Origin of the sequence: uncultured Arcobacter sp., assembly GCF_937982575.1 — a bacterium.
In the GTDB taxonomy this organism is placed as follows: Bacteria; Campylobacterota; Campylobacteria; order Campylobacterales; family Arcobacteraceae; genus Arcobacter.
The window spans coordinates 38,100-58,745 of record NZ_CALJLR010000028.1; the positions used below are offsets into that span (position 1 = coordinate 38,100).

Below are 20,646 nucleotides of genomic sequence, written 5' to 3' on the forward strand. Positions count from 1 at the left end.
TATCACTTTTATGTTTAAAAAGCTAAAATTAAGTCATTAATCTTTTCTATACCCAAAATTAGGTATAATCGCGGAATTTAGATAAATAGGACGATATATGAGTGAAAAGTACGAACCCTCAATTGTAGAAGATAAATTTTATAAAATATGGGAAGAGAGAGGTTACTTTGAAATTGATGGTAACAAAAATATTCAAGAAACTGGAAAAAATTTTTCAATAATGATGCCACCACCAAATGTAACAGGAAGCTTACATATTGGACATGCATTGACATTTACACTACAAGATATTATTACTAGATATAAAAGAATGGATGGCTTTAAAGCTCTATGGCAACCAGGAACTGACCATGCGGGAATTGCAACTCAAAATGTAGTCGAAAAACAATTATTAGCAGAAGGTACTACAAAAGAAGAGATTGGCCGAGAGAAGTTTTTAGAGCGAGCTTGGTTACAAAAAGAAACATCTGGTGGAAATATAGTTCATCAAATGAGAAAACTTGGAGTTACTCCTGCTTGGAAACGTGAACGTTTTACTATGGATGAAGGACTTAAAGAGGCAGTAAAAGAAGCATTTATCTCTTTATATAATGAAGGTCATATTAGCCAAAATAATTACATGGTTAACTGGTGTACTCATGATGGTGCCTTATCTGATATTGAAGTTGAACATGAAGAAGTTAATGGTAAGTTTTACCATATGATTTATAAATTTACGGATGGTTCTGGAGAATTACAAGTTGCAACAACTAGACCTGAAACATATTTTGGGGATACTGCAATTATGGTTCATCCTGATGATTCAAGATATACAAATATTGTAGGGAAAGAAGTACTTCTTCCTCTAACTGAGCGTAAAATTAAAGTTATTACAGACTCTCATGTTGATATGGAATTTGGAACAGGTGTAGTTAAAGTTACACCAGCTCACGATCAAAATGACTACGAAGTAGGGAAAAGACATGATTTAGAATTCATCAAAGTATTTGATGAAAAAGGTATTTTAAATGAATACTGTGGAGAGTTTGCTGGACTTGAAAGACTAGAAGCCAGAAAGCCAATCGTAGAAAAACTTCAATCTGAGGGTTATATTGTAAAAATAGATGAACATATTCATCAAGTAGGACATTGTTATAGATGTAAAAATATTGTTGAGCCATTTATCTCTCAACAATGGTTTTTAAGTTCTGATATGGCTCAAGAGTCTATTAGAAAAACAAAAGAGACTACAAAAGAAAGAGCAAAAAGTGGTGAGCACAATGGAACACTATTTCATCCTGCACATTGGATAAACTCATATACTGCATGGATGGATGAGTTAAGACCTTGGTGTATTTCTAGACAACTTTGGTGGGGACATAGAATTCCTGTATTTACCTGTGAAGATTGCAATCATCAATGGGCAGATAAAGCTGATGAGCCAGAAGAGTGTCCAAAGTGTAAAAGTAAAAAATTAACTCAAGACCCAGATGTACTTGATACTTGGTTTTCATCTGCCTTATGGGCAATGTCACCGTTGGGTTGGGGAAATAATGGAAAACTAGAAGATTTATATAATTCTACTGATGAGGCAGACTTTTATCCAAACTCATTATTAATCACTGGTTTTGATATTATGTTTTTCTGGGTTGCTAGAATGATGATGATGGGTGAGCACTTTAAAAAAGAGTTGCCATTTGAAGATATTTATATGCATGCTCTTGTAAGAGATGAACATGGGGCTAAAATGTCTAAATCTAAAGGAAATGTAATCGACCCACTTGATATGGTTGAAGAGCATAGTGCTGATATTATTAGATTTACTTTAGCATATCTTTGTGTTCAAGGTAGAGATATAAAACTAGGTGCTAAAAACTTAGAACAGTTTAGAAACTTTACAAACAAACTTTACAACGCATCAAACTTTTTACAACTAAATGTTGATACATTCCCTGATTTAAAAGATATCCAAATCAAAACACCTCTTGGTATTTATATGCAAAGTAGATTAAGTGATGCAGTTGATGAAGTTAGAACTACACTTGATACTTACAAGTTCAATGAAGCAGCTTCTATTTTATACAAATTTGTATGGAATGAGTTTTGTGATTGGGGTATTGAGTATGCAAAAGCTAGTAAAGATTCTGTTGTAGAATTAGGAGCTATATTTAAAGAAACTCTAAAAATGGTATCACCATTTATGCCCTTTATTTCAGACTTCTTATATCACAAGTTAAGTGGAACTTCTTTAGAAGAGGGTGAATCATTGATGATTACGAACTTTCCTAAAGAGATTGCAAAAAATCAAGAGATGGAAGATATGTTTGCAATCATCGAGGAAGCAATTACTTCTGTAAGACGTGCAAAAGTTGTAATTGATATGGGTAACAGCAAAATTGCAAAAGCCTATATCAAACTTGGTAAAAATATCGATACAGAGATTGCAAAACCATTTATAGAAAGACTTGCAAAAGTAGAAAGCATAGAGTTTGTAGATGCAAAAGTAGATAATAGTATTACAGATGTATCTGATAATCTAGAAGTTTATCTACCAACTGGTGAGATTGATATGACTCCAATTATCAATAAGCTAACTCGTCAAAAAGAGAAGTTAGAAAAAGAGATAGCAAAACTATCTGGAATGCTTTCAAATGAAAGATTTGTAGCAAATGCTCCTGCAAATGTTATTGAAGAGAATAAGGCTGGGTTAGCAAGTGCTGAAGAGAAGTTAGTTAAGGTTGAGGCTGAACTTAAGTCTTTGAGTTAGGAATTAACTTTTAATATTTTTTGTGAAGGCCTTTTAAGGTCTTCATCTTTCTTACTATTACTTTTCACAATTTACTTATTAAATATTATCTTAATACAACTAGCTATTTTGAATAGAAAAATCTTTTTAGTATCATATAAATTAGAATTTTAAATTCCCAAGACTATAACTAAAATGATACTATAAAATATAATATATAAAATTATTCTATAACTTTAAGAATATTTTATATAAAATATATTAAATTGAAAACTAGAACAAAAAACATTTTGAAGATGACAATTTTTATGATAAAATAAAATAATTTATAAAAAGAGATTATAAAAATAAAAAACTAGGCTGGCGTAAAAAAATGATAATAAAATTAATTACTATACTATCCCTAAAATTACTGCCATCTCTTAGTACGAAAGATTAATAATAATGTCTAAAAAGAACACAACCTATAATCAAATTACAGCAAAAATGATAATTGTTATTTTATTAATAACTTTAGCTCTTGCTTTTGCATACACTGAATATATAAAAAGAGATGTAATAATAAATCTTGCAAAAGTAGATGCAAAAAAAACAAGTAGATTAGTATTTGAATCCATGTATTCAGCTATGCAAAAAGGGTGGAATAAAGATGATATTCAAGAGGTAATTCACAGACTTAATAAAGTAGATGAAAATCTTGAGATCAATGTATACAGAAGTGAAAAAGTTGCTGAAATATTTGGAGATATTGAAAACGACAGATTAGTAAGAACTACCAATGAGCGTGTAAAAAGTACTTTTAATGGGCAAGAAACCTTAGATATTGTTAACTCAGATATTATAAAGTACTATTTCCCTGTAATTGCCAATGATAAGTGTAAGTCTTGTCATACTAATGCAGTTGCAGGTGACGTGTTAGGTGTTATAAATATAAATTATCCTATTACGGATTTAAAAATATCTCTTAATGATATGATTAATCTATTTTTGATTTTTATAGTTTGTTTTTCAATTATAATCTTTATACTACTATTTTTAAATTTCAATAAATATTTACTTGCTCCTATTAATAACTTTATTAAAACTGCAAATATCATCAAAAAAAGTACTGATATTAAGCAAAGGGTAACTATAGATCATGATATCAATGAGATACAATCTATGCAAGTTATTTTTAACGAAATGCTTGATTCCATAGAGCACCAATTTTATTATGATCATTTGACAGGCTTAAAAAACAGAAGAGCATTATTGGAAGATTTAGATGATCCAAAAGACTTATTATTTATGATAATAAATATAGATAAGTTTGAACAAATAAATAACCTATATGGTGATGAGGTTGGGGATAAAATACTCTTAGAATATAAAAATAAGTTTAAAGAACTTCTACCTTCAACTGCAATTTTATATAAAATGCATGCAGATGAATTTGGTGTAGTATCCCATGGAACATTGGATTTAGAGGAGTTTGAAAATATTGCTTCTTATATTATAAGTCACTTAGGAAAATATGAGTTTAAGGTATCTGATGAAAAAACTATTTTTATCAACCTTACTATTGGTATCTCTCATGGAACAACTCTCTTACTTCCAAATGCAGATATGGCACTTAAACTTGCTAAGAAAGATAAGAAACATTATCTTACTTATACAGAAGAAATGAGAAGCCTAAAAGATTATGAAAATAGGTTAAGTTGGACGCAAAGACTTATGAGAGCAATTGACGATGATAAGATTGTGCCACTATTTCAGCCAATTTTTGACTGTAATACCATGAAAATTATTAAATATGAAGCACTAATGAGAATTAAAAGTGAAGATAATGATTTTATTGCTCCTATACATTTTTTAGATATTTCAAAAGAAAATAAAATCTATTCAAAATTGACTTTAATAATGCTTCAAAAAACTTTTGCTATTTGTAAAGAAACAGACTACAAATTTTCTATAAATTTGACTAAAGATGATATGTTAAATAGTGAAATAATTGTATTTATAGAAAATGAGTTTAAAAAATCTGATTTTGCAAGTAATATTACATTTGAGATACTTGAGTCTGAAGGTATTAGTGATTATGATGAAATAATTAATTTTATAACAATTGTAAAAAAATATGGAGCAACTATATCTATAGATGACTTTGGTACAGGATATTCAAGCTTTGAACATCTTTTAAAGTTAAATTTTGATTATTTAAAAATAGATTCAAGCATGATAAAAAATATTGATAAAGATGAAAAGTCTCAACTAGTAACAAAAACAATAGTTGAATTCGCTAAAAAGATTGGCGTGAAAACAATTGCTGAGTTTGTATCTAGTAAAAATATTTTATCAAAAGTTCAAGAGTTTGATATAGATTATGCACAAGGATATTATTTAGGTGAGCCAACATCTTTAGATGAGAAGAAATAGTTTCCTATTTCAACTCAAAAGGTGTCTCTTGATACACGAAGTAATTCAACCAGTTTGCAAATAGTAAGTGAGCAGTTGAACGCCATTTTACTATTGGCTCTTTTGATGTGTCATTATTTTTAAAATAGTTTTTTGGAATATCAATATCAAGACCTTTTTCAAAATCTCTAAAATACTCTTTTTGTAAAGAGTCAAAGTCATACTCCACATGACCACTTATATATACATGTTTTCTATCCTTTGAAGCTACTAAACAAACCCCTGCATCTTCTGAATATAACAAGAGATCTAACTCTGGAATTTTTTCAATATCTTCTTTTAAAACAGTAGTATATCTTGAGTGGGGAATATAAGCTTCATCATCAAATCCTCTTAAAAGTGGATTTGTTTTATTGAAAAGTTCATGTGCAAAAACACCAAAAGTCTTTTTATCTTGCTCATACTTTTTTATTCCGTGATGATAATATAAGCCTGCTTGTGAACCCCAACAAATATGCAGAGTAGATGTTATGTTTGTCTTTGCATATTCCATTATTTGTGTTAATTCATCCCAGTATGAAACCTCTTCAAAGGGCATTGTTTCTATTGGAGCACCTGTTATTATTAGTCCATCAAAGTCATGCTCTTTTATCTCTTCAAATGTTTTATAAAAACTTTCTAGGTGATCTTCAGAAGTATTTTTAGACTGATAAGTTGCAGTTTTTAAAAGTGTAATTTCTGTTTGTAAAGGAGTATTTCCTAAAAGTCTTAAGAGTTGTGTTTCTGTTTCTACTTTATTTGGCATTAAATTTAATATAAGTATTTTTAGAGGTCGAATATCTTGTTTCATTGCTTTTTTATCATTCATGATAAAAATATTCTCATTTTGTAAAATTTTAACAGCGGGGAGTTTTTTAGGAATAACAATTGGCATATTAACCTCCTTAATGATTTTTGGAAATTATAGCATTAAAGTTATAAAAGGTACTGCTTGTAGTAGATAATCGAAGATAAAATAAGATAGATTTTATGTATCAATATGATAGAATAAAAACTAAATTTTAATAATATCGAAGGACAAATCTTGCCATATATAAAAAATATCGTTTTATTTTTACTTATTCTAAGTTTTTTTACTGGATGTATATCTATAAAAAAAGAGAATTTAGGAGAGGTATTTCAGTCAACTGGTGCCATTGAAATAAAAAAAGATTATAAAAAAGTTACTAAATTAGTTATAAAACTAAAAAATAAACTTGATAAGCGAAATCCAAGAGCATATGATAAAGATATGGCAAGTAAAATTTATTCTGAAATTGATAGTTTGGAAAATAATTTAGAGTTAAAATTTAAAAACAGCAGTGTGAACTCTTATAAAAGTTATTTACAAATAGCTTTTAGTAAAGATGATATTAAAAATAGAAATGACTATTTGATACTTGGTTTATATAAACAAATTTATGAAGCTTATGATATATCTAGTAGTTATAAAATTACTGCCTTTTCTTATGATAAAGAGAAACTTCAAAGACTCTACCATAACTTGCAAATCTTATCTTGGAAAATAAAAGTTGAAAAAGATTTAAATGATAATTACCTCTTTTTAACTTGGCAAAATAATTGGCAAATAGAGTTAGAAAGAAAAGTTAAAAATGGTCTAAAACCTACTTGGAATGATTTTCAAAATCTAGCTTATATCAAAAGTGGAGAAGAGAATATTTTTGGATACTCAAACTTCTCTTTTGAACATACAATTTTGCATATGAAAAATAGAGTAGAGATGACTTTGGAAAGACTTGGTATTGAGCCCACAGAGATGAGTATCAACGCTATAAAATCACTTTTTATCTTTTTATAGTTAGAAACTCTTTCTTAGCTTGTGGGTAATTGTATATAAAACTGGTAGATAAATAAGGTTTAATACAGTTCCCCATGCTAGTCCAAAACCTAGTGCTATAGCAATTGGTTGAAATATCACTGCCTCTCCTGATGGAAACAAAATCAATGAACTCATTCCAATTATAGTTGTAACAGTTGTAATTATAATTGGTCTAAATCTTTTAGTAGCTCTTGAAAAGATATCATTAAGTGTTTTTGCTTTTTTAAGATAAGTCATCATAATAATACCATCATTAATAACAACTCCAGATAGACCTAAGGCTCCAATCATTGATGGCATTGAAAGATTTAATCCCATAACTTGATGACCAATTAAAACTCCCAAAATAGAAAAAGGAATTACACTAATTACTATAAAAGTCTCTCTAAAAGAGTTAAACAAATAAAGCATTGATATCATAATTAAAACTAAAGCTAAGGCTGCTGCTAAAAGCATATCTCTTTTTAATTCAGCTTTCTTTTCTGCTTCCCCTTTGAATATAAGTTTCACCCCATTTTCTCTTATTTGGTCAAACATTGGTTTTAGTTTCTCTGTTACTTCTGTTGAAGTTATAATATCTGGATTTACATTTGCAAATACATAGAAGTTTTTAATTGTATCATCTTTTAAAAGTTGTTCAAATGCTCTTATGGTATTAAACTCTACTATCTCATTTAAAGCAATAAATGTGCCATCATCAAGAGGGATTTGAGTATTTTTAAATTTTTGAATATCATCTTTATTGGTAGATTGTATTTTGATATCTAACATCTCTTTTTCATCAAAAGAGACTGCTTTTTTCTTTAGTAGATATAAGTTTGATAAATAACTTCCTATAAATGACTCTGTAATACCTAATTGTTCTCCATATGAGTTTACTTTTATCTTAATCTCATCAATACCAAATTTTAGTGAATTTGAGACTGATTTTACACCAGTTATTTTTCTAAGTTCCTTATCAAGTAGCTCAACAGTTTCAATTGCTTTTTGATTATCAGGAGTAACAATTCCAACTTTTATGTCAGCTTTTATTGGACCTACTTTTTTCTCTAATACAGCTATTTCGTCAAGATTAAATTTCTTTTCATACTTTTTACTCTCAATATATTTTTTTAATCTTTTTGCAATCATATCTGAAGTTTGTTCTCTTGTTCTTCCTGTCTCATCATAATAAAAACTCAAGTTTGGAGTGATATATTTATCTAAAAAGTTACTTGGTTTTAGTTTATTAAGTTCTACTGTCATATACATAGCATATGGGAAATTTTCTGTATTGTTTCCTACATCTCTTCTATATCCAGCAACAGAGTTGATGTTTTTAATATAAAATTCATCTTTTTTTGTAATTAAGTCAGCTTCTATTTGACTTACTATTTTAAATGCCTCTTCAAGTGTTGTATTGCTATTTGCTTTAAGGGTTATTTTTATATCTGTTGAATCAAATTTTGGAAACATTTGAAATTTTGATGTGCTAATAAATGTAAAAGTAAGAAGTGGTACAAATATAATAAATATAGTTATAAAAGTTTTTTTCCAGTTCATGAAAAAATGAATTATCTTATTATAAACTGCATTTGCCTTTTCCCATGAAGTTACTTTTGAACCACTTTTAAGTACATGAGCTGCATGAATTGGCAAGAAAAGAAATGACTCTATTAGAGAGGCAACAACTAAAGCACTTAGGGCTATTGGGATAAGTTTCATAACCTCTCCCATTGTTCCACTTATCATTAAAATAGGAAGAAATGAAAAAAGAGTAGTTATAGAGGCAATAGTTACAGGTTTAACCATCTCTTTTGCACCCATAATTGCAGCAGTTTTTGGATCATATCCCTCTTCAATATGTTGTTGAATATTTTCACTTACCACAATGGCATCATCTACTACAATCCCAATTGCAATTAAAACACCAACTAGTGTAATCATGTTTATTGTATAGCCAGAAAAATAGATATAAATTGCTGCTATTACAAAAGAAGTTGGTATTCCAACAGCAATAATAAATGACATTCTTGCATTTATCAAAAGAGCTACAATGATAGTAATTAGTATCACACCAAAGAGAATATTTGAAGTTACTATATTTAATCTATCAACAATTCTTTCACTATTGTCATCAGTGATATCAATATCAATATCTGGGTTCTTTTTAGAGATACTTGGTAGTAGTTTTTTTATCTCTTTTACTATTTGTATAGCATCTGCTGAACTTGATTGGACTATTTGAAGAGAAAGAGCACTTTGCCCGTTTAGTGAATAAAGGGTTGAAGAGTCTTCATATTTTTTAGCTATTGTTGCTATATCTCTAACATATACAGTTTTATTTGAGAGTTTTAATAAAATATTTCCAAATTCATTGGCATTTTTTGCACCATTGTATGTTGAGATGTAAAAGTGCTTTTTAGGGTCTTCTATTTTTCCTATTGGAAAAATATATGAAATAGTTGAGATGGCATTAAATACTTCACTTTTATTTAGGTTTAGTGCATCAATTTTATCTTCATCAATTAATACTTCAAAAAATTTATCAGAATCTCCATAAATATTAATTTCACTAATACCATTTATATTTAAGATTTGACTTTTTAGGTTATCTGCAAATGGTTTTAACTCATCATTGGAGAGTTTACTTGAAGTAATAGTAACATCTGCTAATGTTCTTGTTCTATCTAGTACACTTACACTTGGCTCATCCATATCTGAGGGTAAATTTGTTTTTATGATGGTGATAACATCTTTTATTTTATCAGCTTCTCTAAATCTATCTTCACCTTTTTTAAGTTCTAAGATAATAGTAAATTTACCAGGACTAATAACCGTTGAAATAGTATCAATAGAGTCTACATTTTTAATATTATCTTCTATTTCAGTAACTGCCATTTTATCTAGAATATCAACTGAAGTTCCAGTATATGAGCCCTTGATAGATATCATGTCTAAGTCAAAGCTTGGAAATATTTCTTTTGGAGTTTTAGTATATGACCATATACCAATGGCAAAAACTAGTATAAAAAGGGTGTAGTTCATTCTAGAATTTTCTACAAAAAATTTCAAAAATTTTTCAAACATATTTTGCCTAATTTTAATATTATATGGAAATTATAAGTGATAAATATTAATCAATCATTAATATTTATCGCCATTATATCATCTATCTACTTGCAGCGTATAGGTCTAGTTCTTTAACTTTTTCTAAATCATCATCTGCTTTTACATTTTCAGCTGTTACTTTTATATTTACTAAGTTACATAAATCTTGCATAGACTCAACAAAGGCATGTTTACCTGAATCACTTGAGATACCATTTGTATAATCTCTTGCAAGTCTTATAAAGTCAAGATTTAAATCTTTAATACTTTGTAGTGGTATAAATTTAGATTCAAATCTTTTGACAACAATCTTAGCTCCCCATAGATTTATTGATTTTGCAAAGATTTTAAATCTTTCAATATCTTTTGCAACACCATATGCAGTAATTGAGAATGCAAGTTTATTAGCAATAGAAGTATTTACTTGCAGTGTAAATTTTAACCAATTTATGAAACTTAAATCAACAATTGAATCAAGAGATAGATTTATTGAGATATTATTTTCGATACTATTTTCTTTTATATGTTTTATTACATTTGTTACGACAGCTTTATCAAAATCTACAACTTTTTCATATTTTTCAGCAATAGAGATAAATGTACCAATTGGTATATCATTTCCATTTTTATCTTTTGCAGAAGTAAAGGCTTCTTGCATTACAAGTTTTCCTTCCTCTTCCCCATTTAAAAGATACTCATTATTAATAAATCCAACATTGAATCTAGAGTTATCAATTATGTCAAAAATCAACTCTCTCCAAGACTCCATATCCCTTGCTAAATCATTTGCATCTCTTATTACAAACTCATTTGGACCTACTTGTTTTGCACTCTCTCTTGCTTCTATTGCTGCACTTAACATCTCTGGTGTTGTTCCTATTTGATTAAACATTGTTACACCAATATTTGATAAGTTTGCTATTTTTATCTCTACTGAGACTTCATCAAATTTAGTTTTTAGATAATCAACTAATTTTTCAATATCTTCTTGTGAACAATTTTTAGTAATCATTGCAAACTCTGAACCAAAAAATCTATAAGCTTTTATATCAAAAACAAATGAATCCTGAGAATCTTTTAAAATATTTGCAAAATCTTTTATTAGTTTATCAACTGCACTATTTGAGTTGTTTTTTGCAAATTCTCCTAAAGACTCAATTTTTAGACTTATAACATAACCATCTGTTTTAGTAATAAACATATTCTTCATATCAGTTTCAAATGTCTGTCTCATCTCTAGTTTTGTAAGTCCATCTTGAGAGATTTTTTTAGTAACATTTTCAATATTTGAATTAAGTTTTTTGATTATTCCTTCTATTTTTCTTGACATGTCATTCATGGCAATTGCTACATTTTTTATCTCTGTTGTTACAGGAAGTTTTTCTATTATGCCAAATTTACCAACGGCGATATTCATAGCTAGTTTTTCTATATTTTTTAAAGGTTTTAGAATAAGTTGTAAAAATAGAACTAAAATACTCAAGGATATAAAAAATGCAATTAAAGAGTAAGTAATAGCACCTCTTGCTTGCTCATATAGTTTTGCATATGCATCACCAGCATTTGCACTTATATAAATAGTTGCAACATTATTCCATCCATCACTGATTTCACTAGATTTTTCTTCCATTGTAAGACTTATTAGATTTATAAACCATTGGGGTACATAATCAAATTTCTCTTCTCTATGCTCTTTTACTAATATTTTATTTAAATTTATTTGTGATGTTGCATCTACAGTTTTTTTATTAAAAGAGACTTTAAAATCTATATCAAATACTCCACCTTTTGCATACTCTTCATTAGGTATGAAAAGGTATTTTGTATTGGTGCTTTTTTTATCAGCTATTACTTCATCTTCTGTTACTGCACCAAGATTATCTAAGGCATTTTCAAAAAGATTGTTATCACTTTGTTTCTCTATTTTTCCATATTTTGGATCAATTGTTACTTCGCTAATAGAATTATAATTCTCAAGATTTAACTCTTTTGCATTTTTAATTAAATCTTCATTTGTAAATGAAATCTCAATGTCTTCTAATCTTATCTCTTTATAGAATCCTCTATTTGCAATTGCTTTAATAACAGTTTCTATTTCAGGGTCTTTTTTATCTGCAATTAATGGTTTAAGACTCATACCAATTGAGGTGGCTGTATCTTGTGCCTTTGTTGCTGATTCTATTTCTAAATACTCTTTAGTGTTTTTAACACTAATAATAAAGTTTCCTACAAATATTGCAAGAAATATTACAGAAATGATTAAATAAAGTTGTTTTGATAAAGACATATTTTTCCTTTTTTAAATTCTATTCATTAGATCTTTCCATGATCTAAGATTATTTTTACCGACAAGTTCTGAGGTTTTACCTTTGTTTTTCGCTTGCCACAGCCCTTGAGCATTAAAACTATAAACTGGCTTTAAATCTGGTCTTTTTGAGGCTAGTTTTAAAGTTTTATTAACATTGTCTAATACAACAGGAGTAGCTCCTGGTTTGTGATAATAGGTTAAAACCATGTGAGCTTGTTCGTATTTTGTTCCGCGTTGAAGTAGTTTAACATAGGTTATTCTTAGTTTATTTTCAGGCACACCTAGCTGTCTTAGTGTAAAGTATTTTGCTATTGCATAATCTTCACAATCTCCAGCGCCTGTACCCATAAACTCAAAGGGTGCTGCCCAATAATCTTTTTTATTCCAATGTCTTTGGTCTGTTTGATATTTGATTTTATTAAAAAAATCATTTACATCTTTTAATTTGTGTAGGATATCTTTTGTTTTTGCATCTTCAACCATTTTATCCCAAATTAATACTCTAGTTTCCGCTACTTCACCATATTTTTTTGTAAATTGATTTAATTTTTCCTGTGAAATATTAAATGTTTTTACAGCAAAGCTGAAAGTTAAAAGAGTAATAAAAAGAGAACAAATGATTAAATATTTTCTCATGCTATTTTTAAAGAGTCCTTTAACGTATCTTCACTAATTTTTTCTATATCATATTTTATGATTAACAAATTTTCTGTGTCATTAACATACCATTCATCAATTATATCATTATTATCATATTCTGTCATTTTAGATTTGTCATATTGTTCTAAATTTAAATAAGCAGTCTGTTTTTTAAGTGGATTTGGTAGTGTGAAAATCATAATTGCCCAAGCCACACAAATAGCAGCAATAGCAATAACAATATCAAACAAACTAACACTTTCAAAAAATACTCCACCAAGTAATCCACCTAAGAAAGTTCCAAAATATCCATACGAATTGAAAATTCCTAAAACAAAACCTCTTTGGTGAACTTTTGCATATTTTGAAGCTAGGGATTGCATAATAGGTTCATGTACATTAAATCCAACAAAAAATAGAACAACACCAATTACAAAAGCAAGAGGAGTGGAGGCTGTTCCAATTAATAAATATGAAATTCCAAAGAAAATAATACCAGCAATAAGTACCTCTTTGAACTTACCTTTTTTCTCAGCTAATATTGCAGCTGGTGCCATAGCTATTACACCAAAAATAGTTGCAGGTAGATACACTTTCCATAAATCAGACATTACCCACTCATAATTATTGATTAAAACCATAGGAATAATCATAAAAGCAAAAGTCATAAAACCTTTTTGTAAAAAGTTAGTGATGTTCATTTTTATAAGGTTTTTGTTAAATAGTACAGATGTAACTGCACCTTTTTTGTTATAAGTATGAGTTATCTTAGGAGGATTTGGAACAGCTTTTAATAAAACAAAAATTGAAGCAAAAGCAATAATGGCTGTAATAATAAATAAAAACTCTACACCAAACCAAGAACCAAGTGTTGGCCCTAAAATCATAGCAAAGGCAAAGGCCATTGCAATACTTCCACCCATCAAAGCCATAGCTTTAGGACGTTGTTCTTCTTTTACTAGGTCACTAATCATGGCAGTTACTACTGCCCCAATAGCTCCAGCACCTTGCATAAGTCTACCAAGTAGTAAAGTTAAGACATCAGTTGATACAGAACAAAGAATAGAACCTAAACCAAATAGAATAAGTCCTACGATAATTGTTCCTTTTCGTCCAAGTTTATCACTCATAATTCCAAATGGAACTTGAAAAATCATTTGTGTTAGGGCATATCCGCCCACTATAATTCCAACAATACTAGTTGTTGCACCTTGTAAATTCATTGCGTAAACAGAGATAACTGGTAATACAATAAAGAGACCAAAAAATCTTAGTGAAATAATTGCGCTTAACGGCATAATCGATTTAATCATTTATAATCCTGAAGTTTGATAAAATAAGCAAAAATTATATAGTAAATAGATTAATATAATCATAAAGAAGGAAAGTAATGAGAATAGTTTTGGCAACTTCAAATAAAGGCAAGATATCGGAGTTTAAAAAACTTCTTCCAAATGAAGAAGTTTATACATTTAAAGAGTTAATTGGAGATATGGAAATAATTGAAGATGCTGACAGTTTTAAAGGTAATGCAATCATAAAAGCAAAAGCAATATATGAAAAACTAAATAGTGAAGATTATATTGTAATATCTGATGATAGTGGCATAACAGTTCCTGCAATAAATAATGAACCAGGAATCTATTCAGCTCGTTATGCAGGTGAGGGGTCAAGTGACAAAGATAACAACAAAAAACTTATCTCAAAACTACTTGAAAAAAACCTCAAAAGTACAGCAGCGTATTATACAGCTTGTATATGTATTATCTACAAAGGTGAGGTATCAACAGTACATGGTTGGATGCACGGGAGTGTTATTACAAAAGAGATTGGAGATGGAGGTTTTGGATATGACCCAATGTTTATTCCTAAAGGTTTTGATAAAACTTTAGGAGAATTAAATCATGAAATAAAAAAAGAGTTTTCACATAGAAGCAAAGCTTTAAAATTAGCAAAAAAAGTATTGGATGTAATTTTATAAATAACTATTTGTTAAATGAACAACTCCTGAAACTATAAACTGCACAGCTATTGCACCAACTATAAGTCCCATTAGTTTTGTGACAATATTTTGTCCTGTAATTCCTAAATATTTTTTAATATAAATGGAGTTTTTTAGGACAATATAAAATATAAGTGCATTTATACAAAAGGCAAAAGAAATTGATACTAGGTCAACCAAATTTGCTGCTTGGCTTTTAAAAATAATAATTGTAGTAAATAGTCCAGCTCCAAAAGCAATAGGGATTCCAATAGGAATAAATGCTAGTTCTGTATCATTTTTTGATTCATTTCGTGTTTTTTCTTTATCTTTTCCATTTACCATTGAAATAGCCATCAATATAAGAACAATTCCACCCATGACTTTTAGTGAATCTTCACTAATACTAAAGATTTTTAGTATTAAATCACCACTAATGAGTACAACAAAAAATGCAATAACAATAGTCAAAGAAGATCTTTTAGCAATCATATTCATTTGAGTTTTTGTAATATTTTCATTTAGTAAAGATAGAGCTATTGCACTAACTCCTATAGGATCCATGATGGCAAAAAAAGTTATTGATTGTTGTAAAAAGTTTTGAATAAATTCCACTTAACTTATCCTTCGTTGATTAAAAGAATATACTACAATAAGCACAATTAAATTTACAACAATCTTAGCTACTAATTTAATTGTTTGATAATCCTTTCATGTAAATTTACTTCATTGTTTAAAGTTTTTGCATTTGCAAAAATGTCTATGGTGATATTTTGAGGAAGTTGACTTTCACAAGATAACTCAAAACTTACATTTGCATTTAGTTTATAAATATCATCACTAAAAGATAAGTCATGTAGGCAGGTTGTTTTTAAATCTAAACTATTGATATATTTTTTAAAAAAATCAAGATGAAGTTTTGTTTGAGTTTGTAAATAAGAGTTGCTAAGGTTTAATATGGAGAGTGATTTTGTTTGAATGATAAATATTGTAAAAAATGAGAATATAGTTATTAAAATCAGTGTAATCAATAAAGAAAAAGAGTTTTTCATTTTGTTATAACCAACTCTTGACAGACTCTTTTTTCTAGACAAATATCTATAGATACATAATCGTTATTGCTCTTTAGTGCATATTTGTTTACGTTTTTTAATAATAAAGAGTTATCATAATAGATGTTTTGTTTAGAATAAGAAAGCTTATCAAAGTTTAAGCTCTTTTCTAAAAAGAGTTTAAAGTTTAGAAGTTCTAATTTTGTTTTTTCATCTTGGAAAAGTTGTTCATTTTTAAAGAAAACTTCTTTATAAAAATATATGGAATAAATAGATATTAATGAAATTATAAATAATGAGACAATTAATTCTATAAGAGAAAATGATTTTTTATTTGATAAGTTCATATTTAGTTAGTTTTATATTGTTTTGGTTTGAAGTGATTTTACTTACAAGAACTTTTTTCTCTATGCCATTTTCAAAAATAGTTAATTTATTTTGTGAAATTTGCATATTTTGATAATTAGATTTTTTAAGTTTGTTTGAGAGTTCATTTAGAGTTTGGAATTTTTTGTTAGCCCTATTATCGTAATTTAATTTGAAAAATATGCTTACGATAATAGATATAACAACTAAAGAAACAATTGTTTCTAAGAAGATAAAACTATTTTTTAGAGATTTCAACTGCTTTGTTGTGTGCATCTTCAATAGCTTTTATCATTGCATTTCTTACGCCATTTTCTTCTAGTGCAGCAACTCCTGCTATTGTTGTTCCACCTGGGCTTGAAACAGAATCTTTTATAACTGCAGGATGAGTTTTTTCTAATAATGCGGCAAAACCTTCAAAAAGACCTTGAACTAAAAATGAGCTATACTCTCTTTCTAATCCAGCTTTTACAGCACCATCTGCAATTCCTTCTGCAACTAAAGCTAAAAATGCAGGACCGCTTCCAGCAACTGCTGTTGCAATATCTAATTGCGTCTCTGTATTTACCCATAAGGTTTTACCAATTGAGTTAAATAGTTCCAATGCTATATTTTTAGCTTCTCTATCTCCTGTAATAGTTGTCATTGATTTTTTTAGAGATGCTGCAACATTTGGCATTACTCTAATATATGAAGTTGAAGATATATGTTTTTTTAGACTCTCAATTTTTGTACCTGCCAAAATTGAAATAAATAAGTTTGCTTTTCCCTCAAGTCTAACTGCTACACTTTGCAGGGCATAAGGTTTAACACAAAAAATTATATTTTTATTTGTAATATCTTCTTTATCATCAAGAACTTTTATTTCAATTTCTGGAATAAGCTTTTTGAGTTTTAATAATTTCTCTTCATCTCGCCCTAAAATTTCAACACTATGGTTCTCTATTAAACCTTTGGCTAAAGCTTTTGCCATCATTCCGTTACCAATTAATGTGATTTTCATATTGTACCTTGATATTGTTTTTATTATTATAGCAAATATTTCCTAAGCTTCATTTAGTTAAAATACTTCTTTTTACAAAAGGATAATAATAATGCTTACGTTAAATAAATTAGTAAAGAAGAGTTTGGCTGTTTTAATGATAGGTGGATTAGCACTTACGCTTACATCTTGTTCATCAAAAAAAGGTCCAAAAGAGTACGGACAACCAGCTATTTATTGGTACAATAAAATTGCAAATGAGATTGCAAACGGTGATTTAGAAGCTGCTGATGATACATATATATCTTTAGAGAGTGAACATAAAAACTCACCATTATTGGCAACTGCATTGCAAATATTAGTAAATGCTCACATTGATGAAGAAGAGTATGCCTTAGCAAATTTTTATATTGACGAATATACAAAAAAGTTTGCAGTTAGTAAAAGTATTGATTATTTTAGATATCTAAAAATAAAAGCAAACTTTTTATCTTTTTCTTCTCAATTTAGAGAACAAGATTTAATTTATGAGACTCAAAAAGAGATAAATGAGTTTATGGTTAAGTTTCCAAACTCTCCATATATGCCCCTAGTAGGAACAATAAATGCACGTTTAGCTATGGCAAAAGCCTCTTTTGATAAAGAAATAGCTGATTTATATACAAGAATTGATAAGCCAAAAGCGGCAGAGTATTATAATGAAAAACTATCAAAAAACTGGGTTGAACCAACAGAGATAAAAGAAGTAAATGTTCCATGGTATAGAGCATTATTTGAATAATATAAAATATTTTAGGAGTTAATTTTAATGGATTTAACAAATTATGATGAATTTCCACAGGAATTACCATTAATTATTGAAGATGAGGTATTTTTATACCCATTTATGATTGCACCACTTTTTTTAAATAATAAGACAAATATTAGTGCAGTTGAAAAAGCAATAGATGAAAACAAATTGGTAATTGTAGCAGTTAGTAAAGATGGGCAAGAGAGCCAAGATAGATTTGATGGACAGTTTTATGATGTTGGTGTAATAGGTAATATTATGAGAAAAGTATCTCTGCCTGATGGTAAAATCAAGGTACTTTTTCAAGGTTTAGCAAAGGGAAGAATTAGTGAGTTTAAAGAGTCTAATCCTGAAGTTTGCCAAGTAGAGTTAATAGAAACAAAACCTTATTCACTAGAGGGTGTTTCATCTATATTAAATATACTAAGAGACAATGTAGGAAAATTATCTAAAATCAATACAAAATTTCCAGTTGATTTGATAAAAACAATAGATGAAAATAATGATGCAGTTAGAATTGCAGACTTAATCTCTTCTGTTTTAAAAGTAACAAAATCACAAGCTTATAAACTATTTTCACAAACTGATATCGAAGCTAGATTAGTAGCTATTATCGAGATAATTCAAAAAGAGATAGAAAACTTTAAAATACAAAAGGATATTACTCAAAAAGTAAACTCTAAGATTGAAAAAACTCATAAAGACTATTTTCTAAAAGAGCAGATAAAAGCTATACAGCAAGAACTAGGTACTGGAAATAAAAAAGATGAAGAGGTAAAATCTTATACAAAAAGATTAAAAAAACTTAAACCTTTTATGGGCAAAGATGCATTTAAAGAGACTAAAAAACAAATTGAAAAACTTTCTCGTATGCACCAAGATTCGCCAGATGCATCACTTTTACAAACTTATGTAGAGCAAGTTTTAGATATACCTTTTGGTCAATATTCTGATGAAAAAATATCTGTTGATGCCGTTGAAAAACAGCTAAATAAAGATCACTATTCCCTAGAAAAAGCAAAAGAGAGAATTTCTGAATATTTTGCTGTAAAACAGCTTTTAGAGCAAAGAGAAGTTAAAAGTGAAAAAGCAAGAGGTACAGTTTTATGTTTTGTTGGACCTCCAGGTGTTGGTAAAACTTCATTGGCAAACTCTATTTCAAAAGCACTTAAAAGACCTCTTGTAAGAGTAGCATTAGGTGGTATGGAAGACGTAAATGAACTAAGAGGGCATAGACGAACATATGTTGGAGCAATGCCAGGAAGACTTGTAAAAGGTTTAGTTGACGCTAAAAAAATGAACCCAGTAATGGTTCTTGATGAAATAGATAAATTAGGAGCAAATCACAGAGGTGATCCAACTGCTGTTATGCTTGAAGTTTTAGACCCTGAGCAAAATAATGAGTTTAGAGATTTATATTTGAACTTTGCAATAGATTTATCACAAGTGATATTTGTATCAACTGCAAATGATGCTAGAAGAATCCCCGCAGCTCTTAGAGATAGAATGGAGTTTATAGATATTTCATCTTATACACCAAATGAAAAATACCATATTGCAAAAGATTATCTTATCCCTCAAGAGTTAGAAAAACATGGACTTAAAAAAAGTGAAGTAAGTTTAAGCAAGCCAACTATTGAAGCAATTATTGGTAAATATACTAGAGAAGCTGGGGTGCGAAATCTAAGACGAGTATTTGCTAAACTTTTTAGAAAATCTGCTAAAAAAATCTTATCAGAAGATATAGCAAAAGTTTCAATAAATACACAAAACCTAAAACACTATTTAGATAATCCAGTATTTGAAATAGACCCAGCTGATAAAAAGAACATGGTTGGAGTTGCAAATGGTTTGGCATGGACTGCTGTTGGTGGAGATGTTTTAAAAATTGAAGCTATAAAACTTAAAGGGAAAAGCAATTTAGTAGTTACAGGAAACTTAGGTGATGTAATGAAAGAATCATCAAGAATCTCTTATTCAGTTATAAAAGTTTTAATTGATGAAGGTAAACTAAAAATTGATGATGAACTTATTCCTAAATTTTTAAAAGAAAAAGATGAGGATGTTAAATTAGAGCCAAGTGAAGTTTACAAAAGATATGATATCCACTTACATATTCCAGAAGGTGCAACGCCAAAAGATGGTCCAAGTGCTGGTATAACTATGGCTTTAACTATTGCTTCAATTTTAAGTAACAAAGAGATTAAATCTGATATTTGTATGACAGGTGAGTTAACACTTACAGGAAAAGTTTTACCAATAGGTGGATTAAAAGAGAAGTTAATTGCTGCTTTTAAAGCTAAAATGAAAAAAGCATTAATTCCAAGAAAAAATTACGAAAGAGATTTGGAAGATATTCCAGCTGAAGTTAAAAAAGCTTTAGAGATTATGCCTGTAGATAAAATAGAAGATGTTTTAAAAGAGGGTTTAGTATAGTCTT

The 20,646-nt window shown here is 28.8% G+C and carries 16 protein-coding genes; 6 read left to right on the forward strand and 10 right to left on the reverse strand.

Features of this window, described 5'->3' with window-relative positions; translation table 11 throughout:
* The first annotated feature begins 97 nt into the window (after positions 1 to 97).
* Positions 98 to 2,746, forward strand: a complete 2,649-nt coding sequence (locus Q0617_RS13390) for a valine--tRNA ligase (RefSeq protein WP_298753898.1) — start codon at positions 98 to 100, stop codon at positions 2,744 to 2,746.
* 423 nt (positions 2,747 to 3,169) lie between these two features.
* Positions 3,170 to 5,140, forward strand: a complete 1,971-nt coding sequence (locus Q0617_RS13395; protein ID WP_298753902.1) for an EAL domain-containing protein — start codon at positions 3,170 to 3,172, stop codon at positions 5,138 to 5,140.
* 4 nt (positions 5,141 to 5,144) lie between these two features.
* Here Q0617_RS13395 and metA read toward each other — a convergent pair whose 3' ends face one another.
* Positions 5,145 to 6,053 (reverse strand): homoserine O-succinyltransferase, encoded by a 909-nt coding sequence (metA, locus tag Q0617_RS13400; protein ID WP_298753904.1) that lies wholly within the window; start codon positions 6,051 to 6,053, stop codon positions 5,145 to 5,147.
* Between the two features lie 150 nt (positions 6,054 to 6,203).
* On the opposite strand from metA, the gene Q0617_RS13405 reads away from it, so the two are divergent.
* Positions 6,204 to 6,977: a hypothetical protein gene (locus tag Q0617_RS13405; protein ID WP_298753906.1), complete on the forward strand. Its 774-nt coding sequence runs from the start codon at positions 6,204 to 6,206 to the stop codon at positions 6,975 to 6,977.
* Here the strand turns inward: Q0617_RS13405 and Q0617_RS13410 are convergent, their stop codons facing one another.
* From Q0617_RS13410 to Q0617_RS13425, 4 genes are all read right to left on the reverse strand, one after another.
* A complete protein-coding gene (locus Q0617_RS13410; protein ID WP_298753908.1) occupies positions 6,978 to 10,067 on the reverse strand; it encodes an efflux RND transporter permease subunit in 3,090 nt (1,029 codons plus the stop codon).
* A gap of 82 nt (positions 10,068 to 10,149) precedes the next feature.
* A complete protein-coding gene (locus Q0617_RS13415) occupies positions 10,150 to 12,375 on the reverse strand; it encodes a LapD/MoxY N-terminal periplasmic domain-containing protein (RefSeq protein WP_298753909.1) in 2,226 nt (741 codons plus the stop codon).
* A 12-nt stretch (positions 12,376 to 12,387) separates the two neighbouring features.
* The gene (locus Q0617_RS13420) at positions 12,388 to 13,032 is read right to left on the reverse strand and encodes a transglutaminase-like cysteine peptidase (RefSeq protein WP_298753911.1); all 645 of its coding nucleotides are present in this window, start codon (positions 13,030 to 13,032) and stop codon (positions 12,388 to 12,390) included.
* Positions 13,029 to 14,348, reverse strand: a complete 1,320-nt coding sequence (locus Q0617_RS13425; protein ID WP_298753914.1) for an MFS transporter — start codon at positions 14,346 to 14,348, stop codon at positions 13,029 to 13,031. Before Q0617_RS13425 ends, Q0617_RS13420 begins: the two co-directional genes overlap by 4 nt.
* Positions 14,349 to 14,425: 77 nt before the next feature.
* Here Q0617_RS13425 and rdgB point away from each other — a divergent pair, with 77 nt between their 5' ends.
* Complete coding sequence (gene rdgB, locus Q0617_RS13430) at positions 14,426 to 15,016, forward strand: RdgB/HAM1 family non-canonical purine NTP pyrophosphatase (RefSeq protein ID WP_298753916.1); 591 nt, start codon at positions 14,426 to 14,428, stop codon at positions 15,014 to 15,016.
* On the opposite strand, the gene Q0617_RS13435 is transcribed toward rdgB, so the two are convergent.
* The 5 genes from Q0617_RS13435 to Q0617_RS13455 form a co-directional block, all read right to left on the reverse strand.
* A complete protein-coding gene (locus Q0617_RS13435; RefSeq protein WP_298753920.1) occupies positions 15,011 to 15,631 on the reverse strand; it encodes a MarC family protein in 621 nt (206 codons plus the stop codon). The genes rdgB and Q0617_RS13435 overlap by 6 nt on opposite strands.
* Before the next feature lie 71 nt (positions 15,632 to 15,702).
* Positions 15,703 to 16,110: a hypothetical protein gene (locus Q0617_RS13440; RefSeq protein WP_298753922.1), complete on the reverse strand. Its 408-nt coding sequence runs from the start codon at positions 16,108 to 16,110 to the stop codon at positions 15,703 to 15,705.
* On the reverse strand, positions 16,065 to 16,415 hold the full coding sequence (locus Q0617_RS13445) for a prepilin-type N-terminal cleavage/methylation domain-containing protein (protein WP_298753924.1): 351 nt from the start codon (positions 16,413 to 16,415) through the stop codon (positions 16,065 to 16,067). Before Q0617_RS13445 ends, Q0617_RS13440 begins: the two co-directional genes overlap by 46 nt.
* The gene (locus Q0617_RS13450) at positions 16,399 to 16,710 is read right to left on the reverse strand and encodes a hypothetical protein (RefSeq protein WP_298753926.1); all 312 of its coding nucleotides are present in this window, start codon (positions 16,708 to 16,710) and stop codon (positions 16,399 to 16,401) included. The genes Q0617_RS13445 and Q0617_RS13450 overlap by 17 nt, the downstream gene beginning before the upstream one ends.
* Positions 16,673 to 17,437, reverse strand: coding sequence for a pyrroline-5-carboxylate reductase (locus tag Q0617_RS13455; RefSeq protein ID WP_298753928.1), 765 nt, complete (start codon positions 17,435 to 17,437; stop codon positions 16,673 to 16,675). Before Q0617_RS13455 ends, Q0617_RS13450 begins: the two co-directional genes overlap by 38 nt.
* A gap of 91 nt (positions 17,438 to 17,528) precedes the next feature.
* On the opposite strand from Q0617_RS13455, the gene bamD reads away from it, so the two are divergent.
* Both bamD and lon read left to right on the forward strand, forming a co-directional pair.
* Positions 17,529 to 18,197, forward strand: a complete 669-nt coding sequence (bamD, locus tag Q0617_RS13460) for an outer membrane protein assembly factor BamD (protein WP_298753930.1) — start codon at positions 17,529 to 17,531, stop codon at positions 18,195 to 18,197.
* Between the two features lie 27 nt (positions 18,198 to 18,224).
* Entirely contained in the window at positions 18,225 to 20,642 is a 2,418-nt protein-coding gene (gene lon / locus Q0617_RS13465) for an endopeptidase La (RefSeq protein WP_298753932.1), read from the forward strand.
* Positions 20,643 to 20,646: the final 4 nt, after the last annotated feature.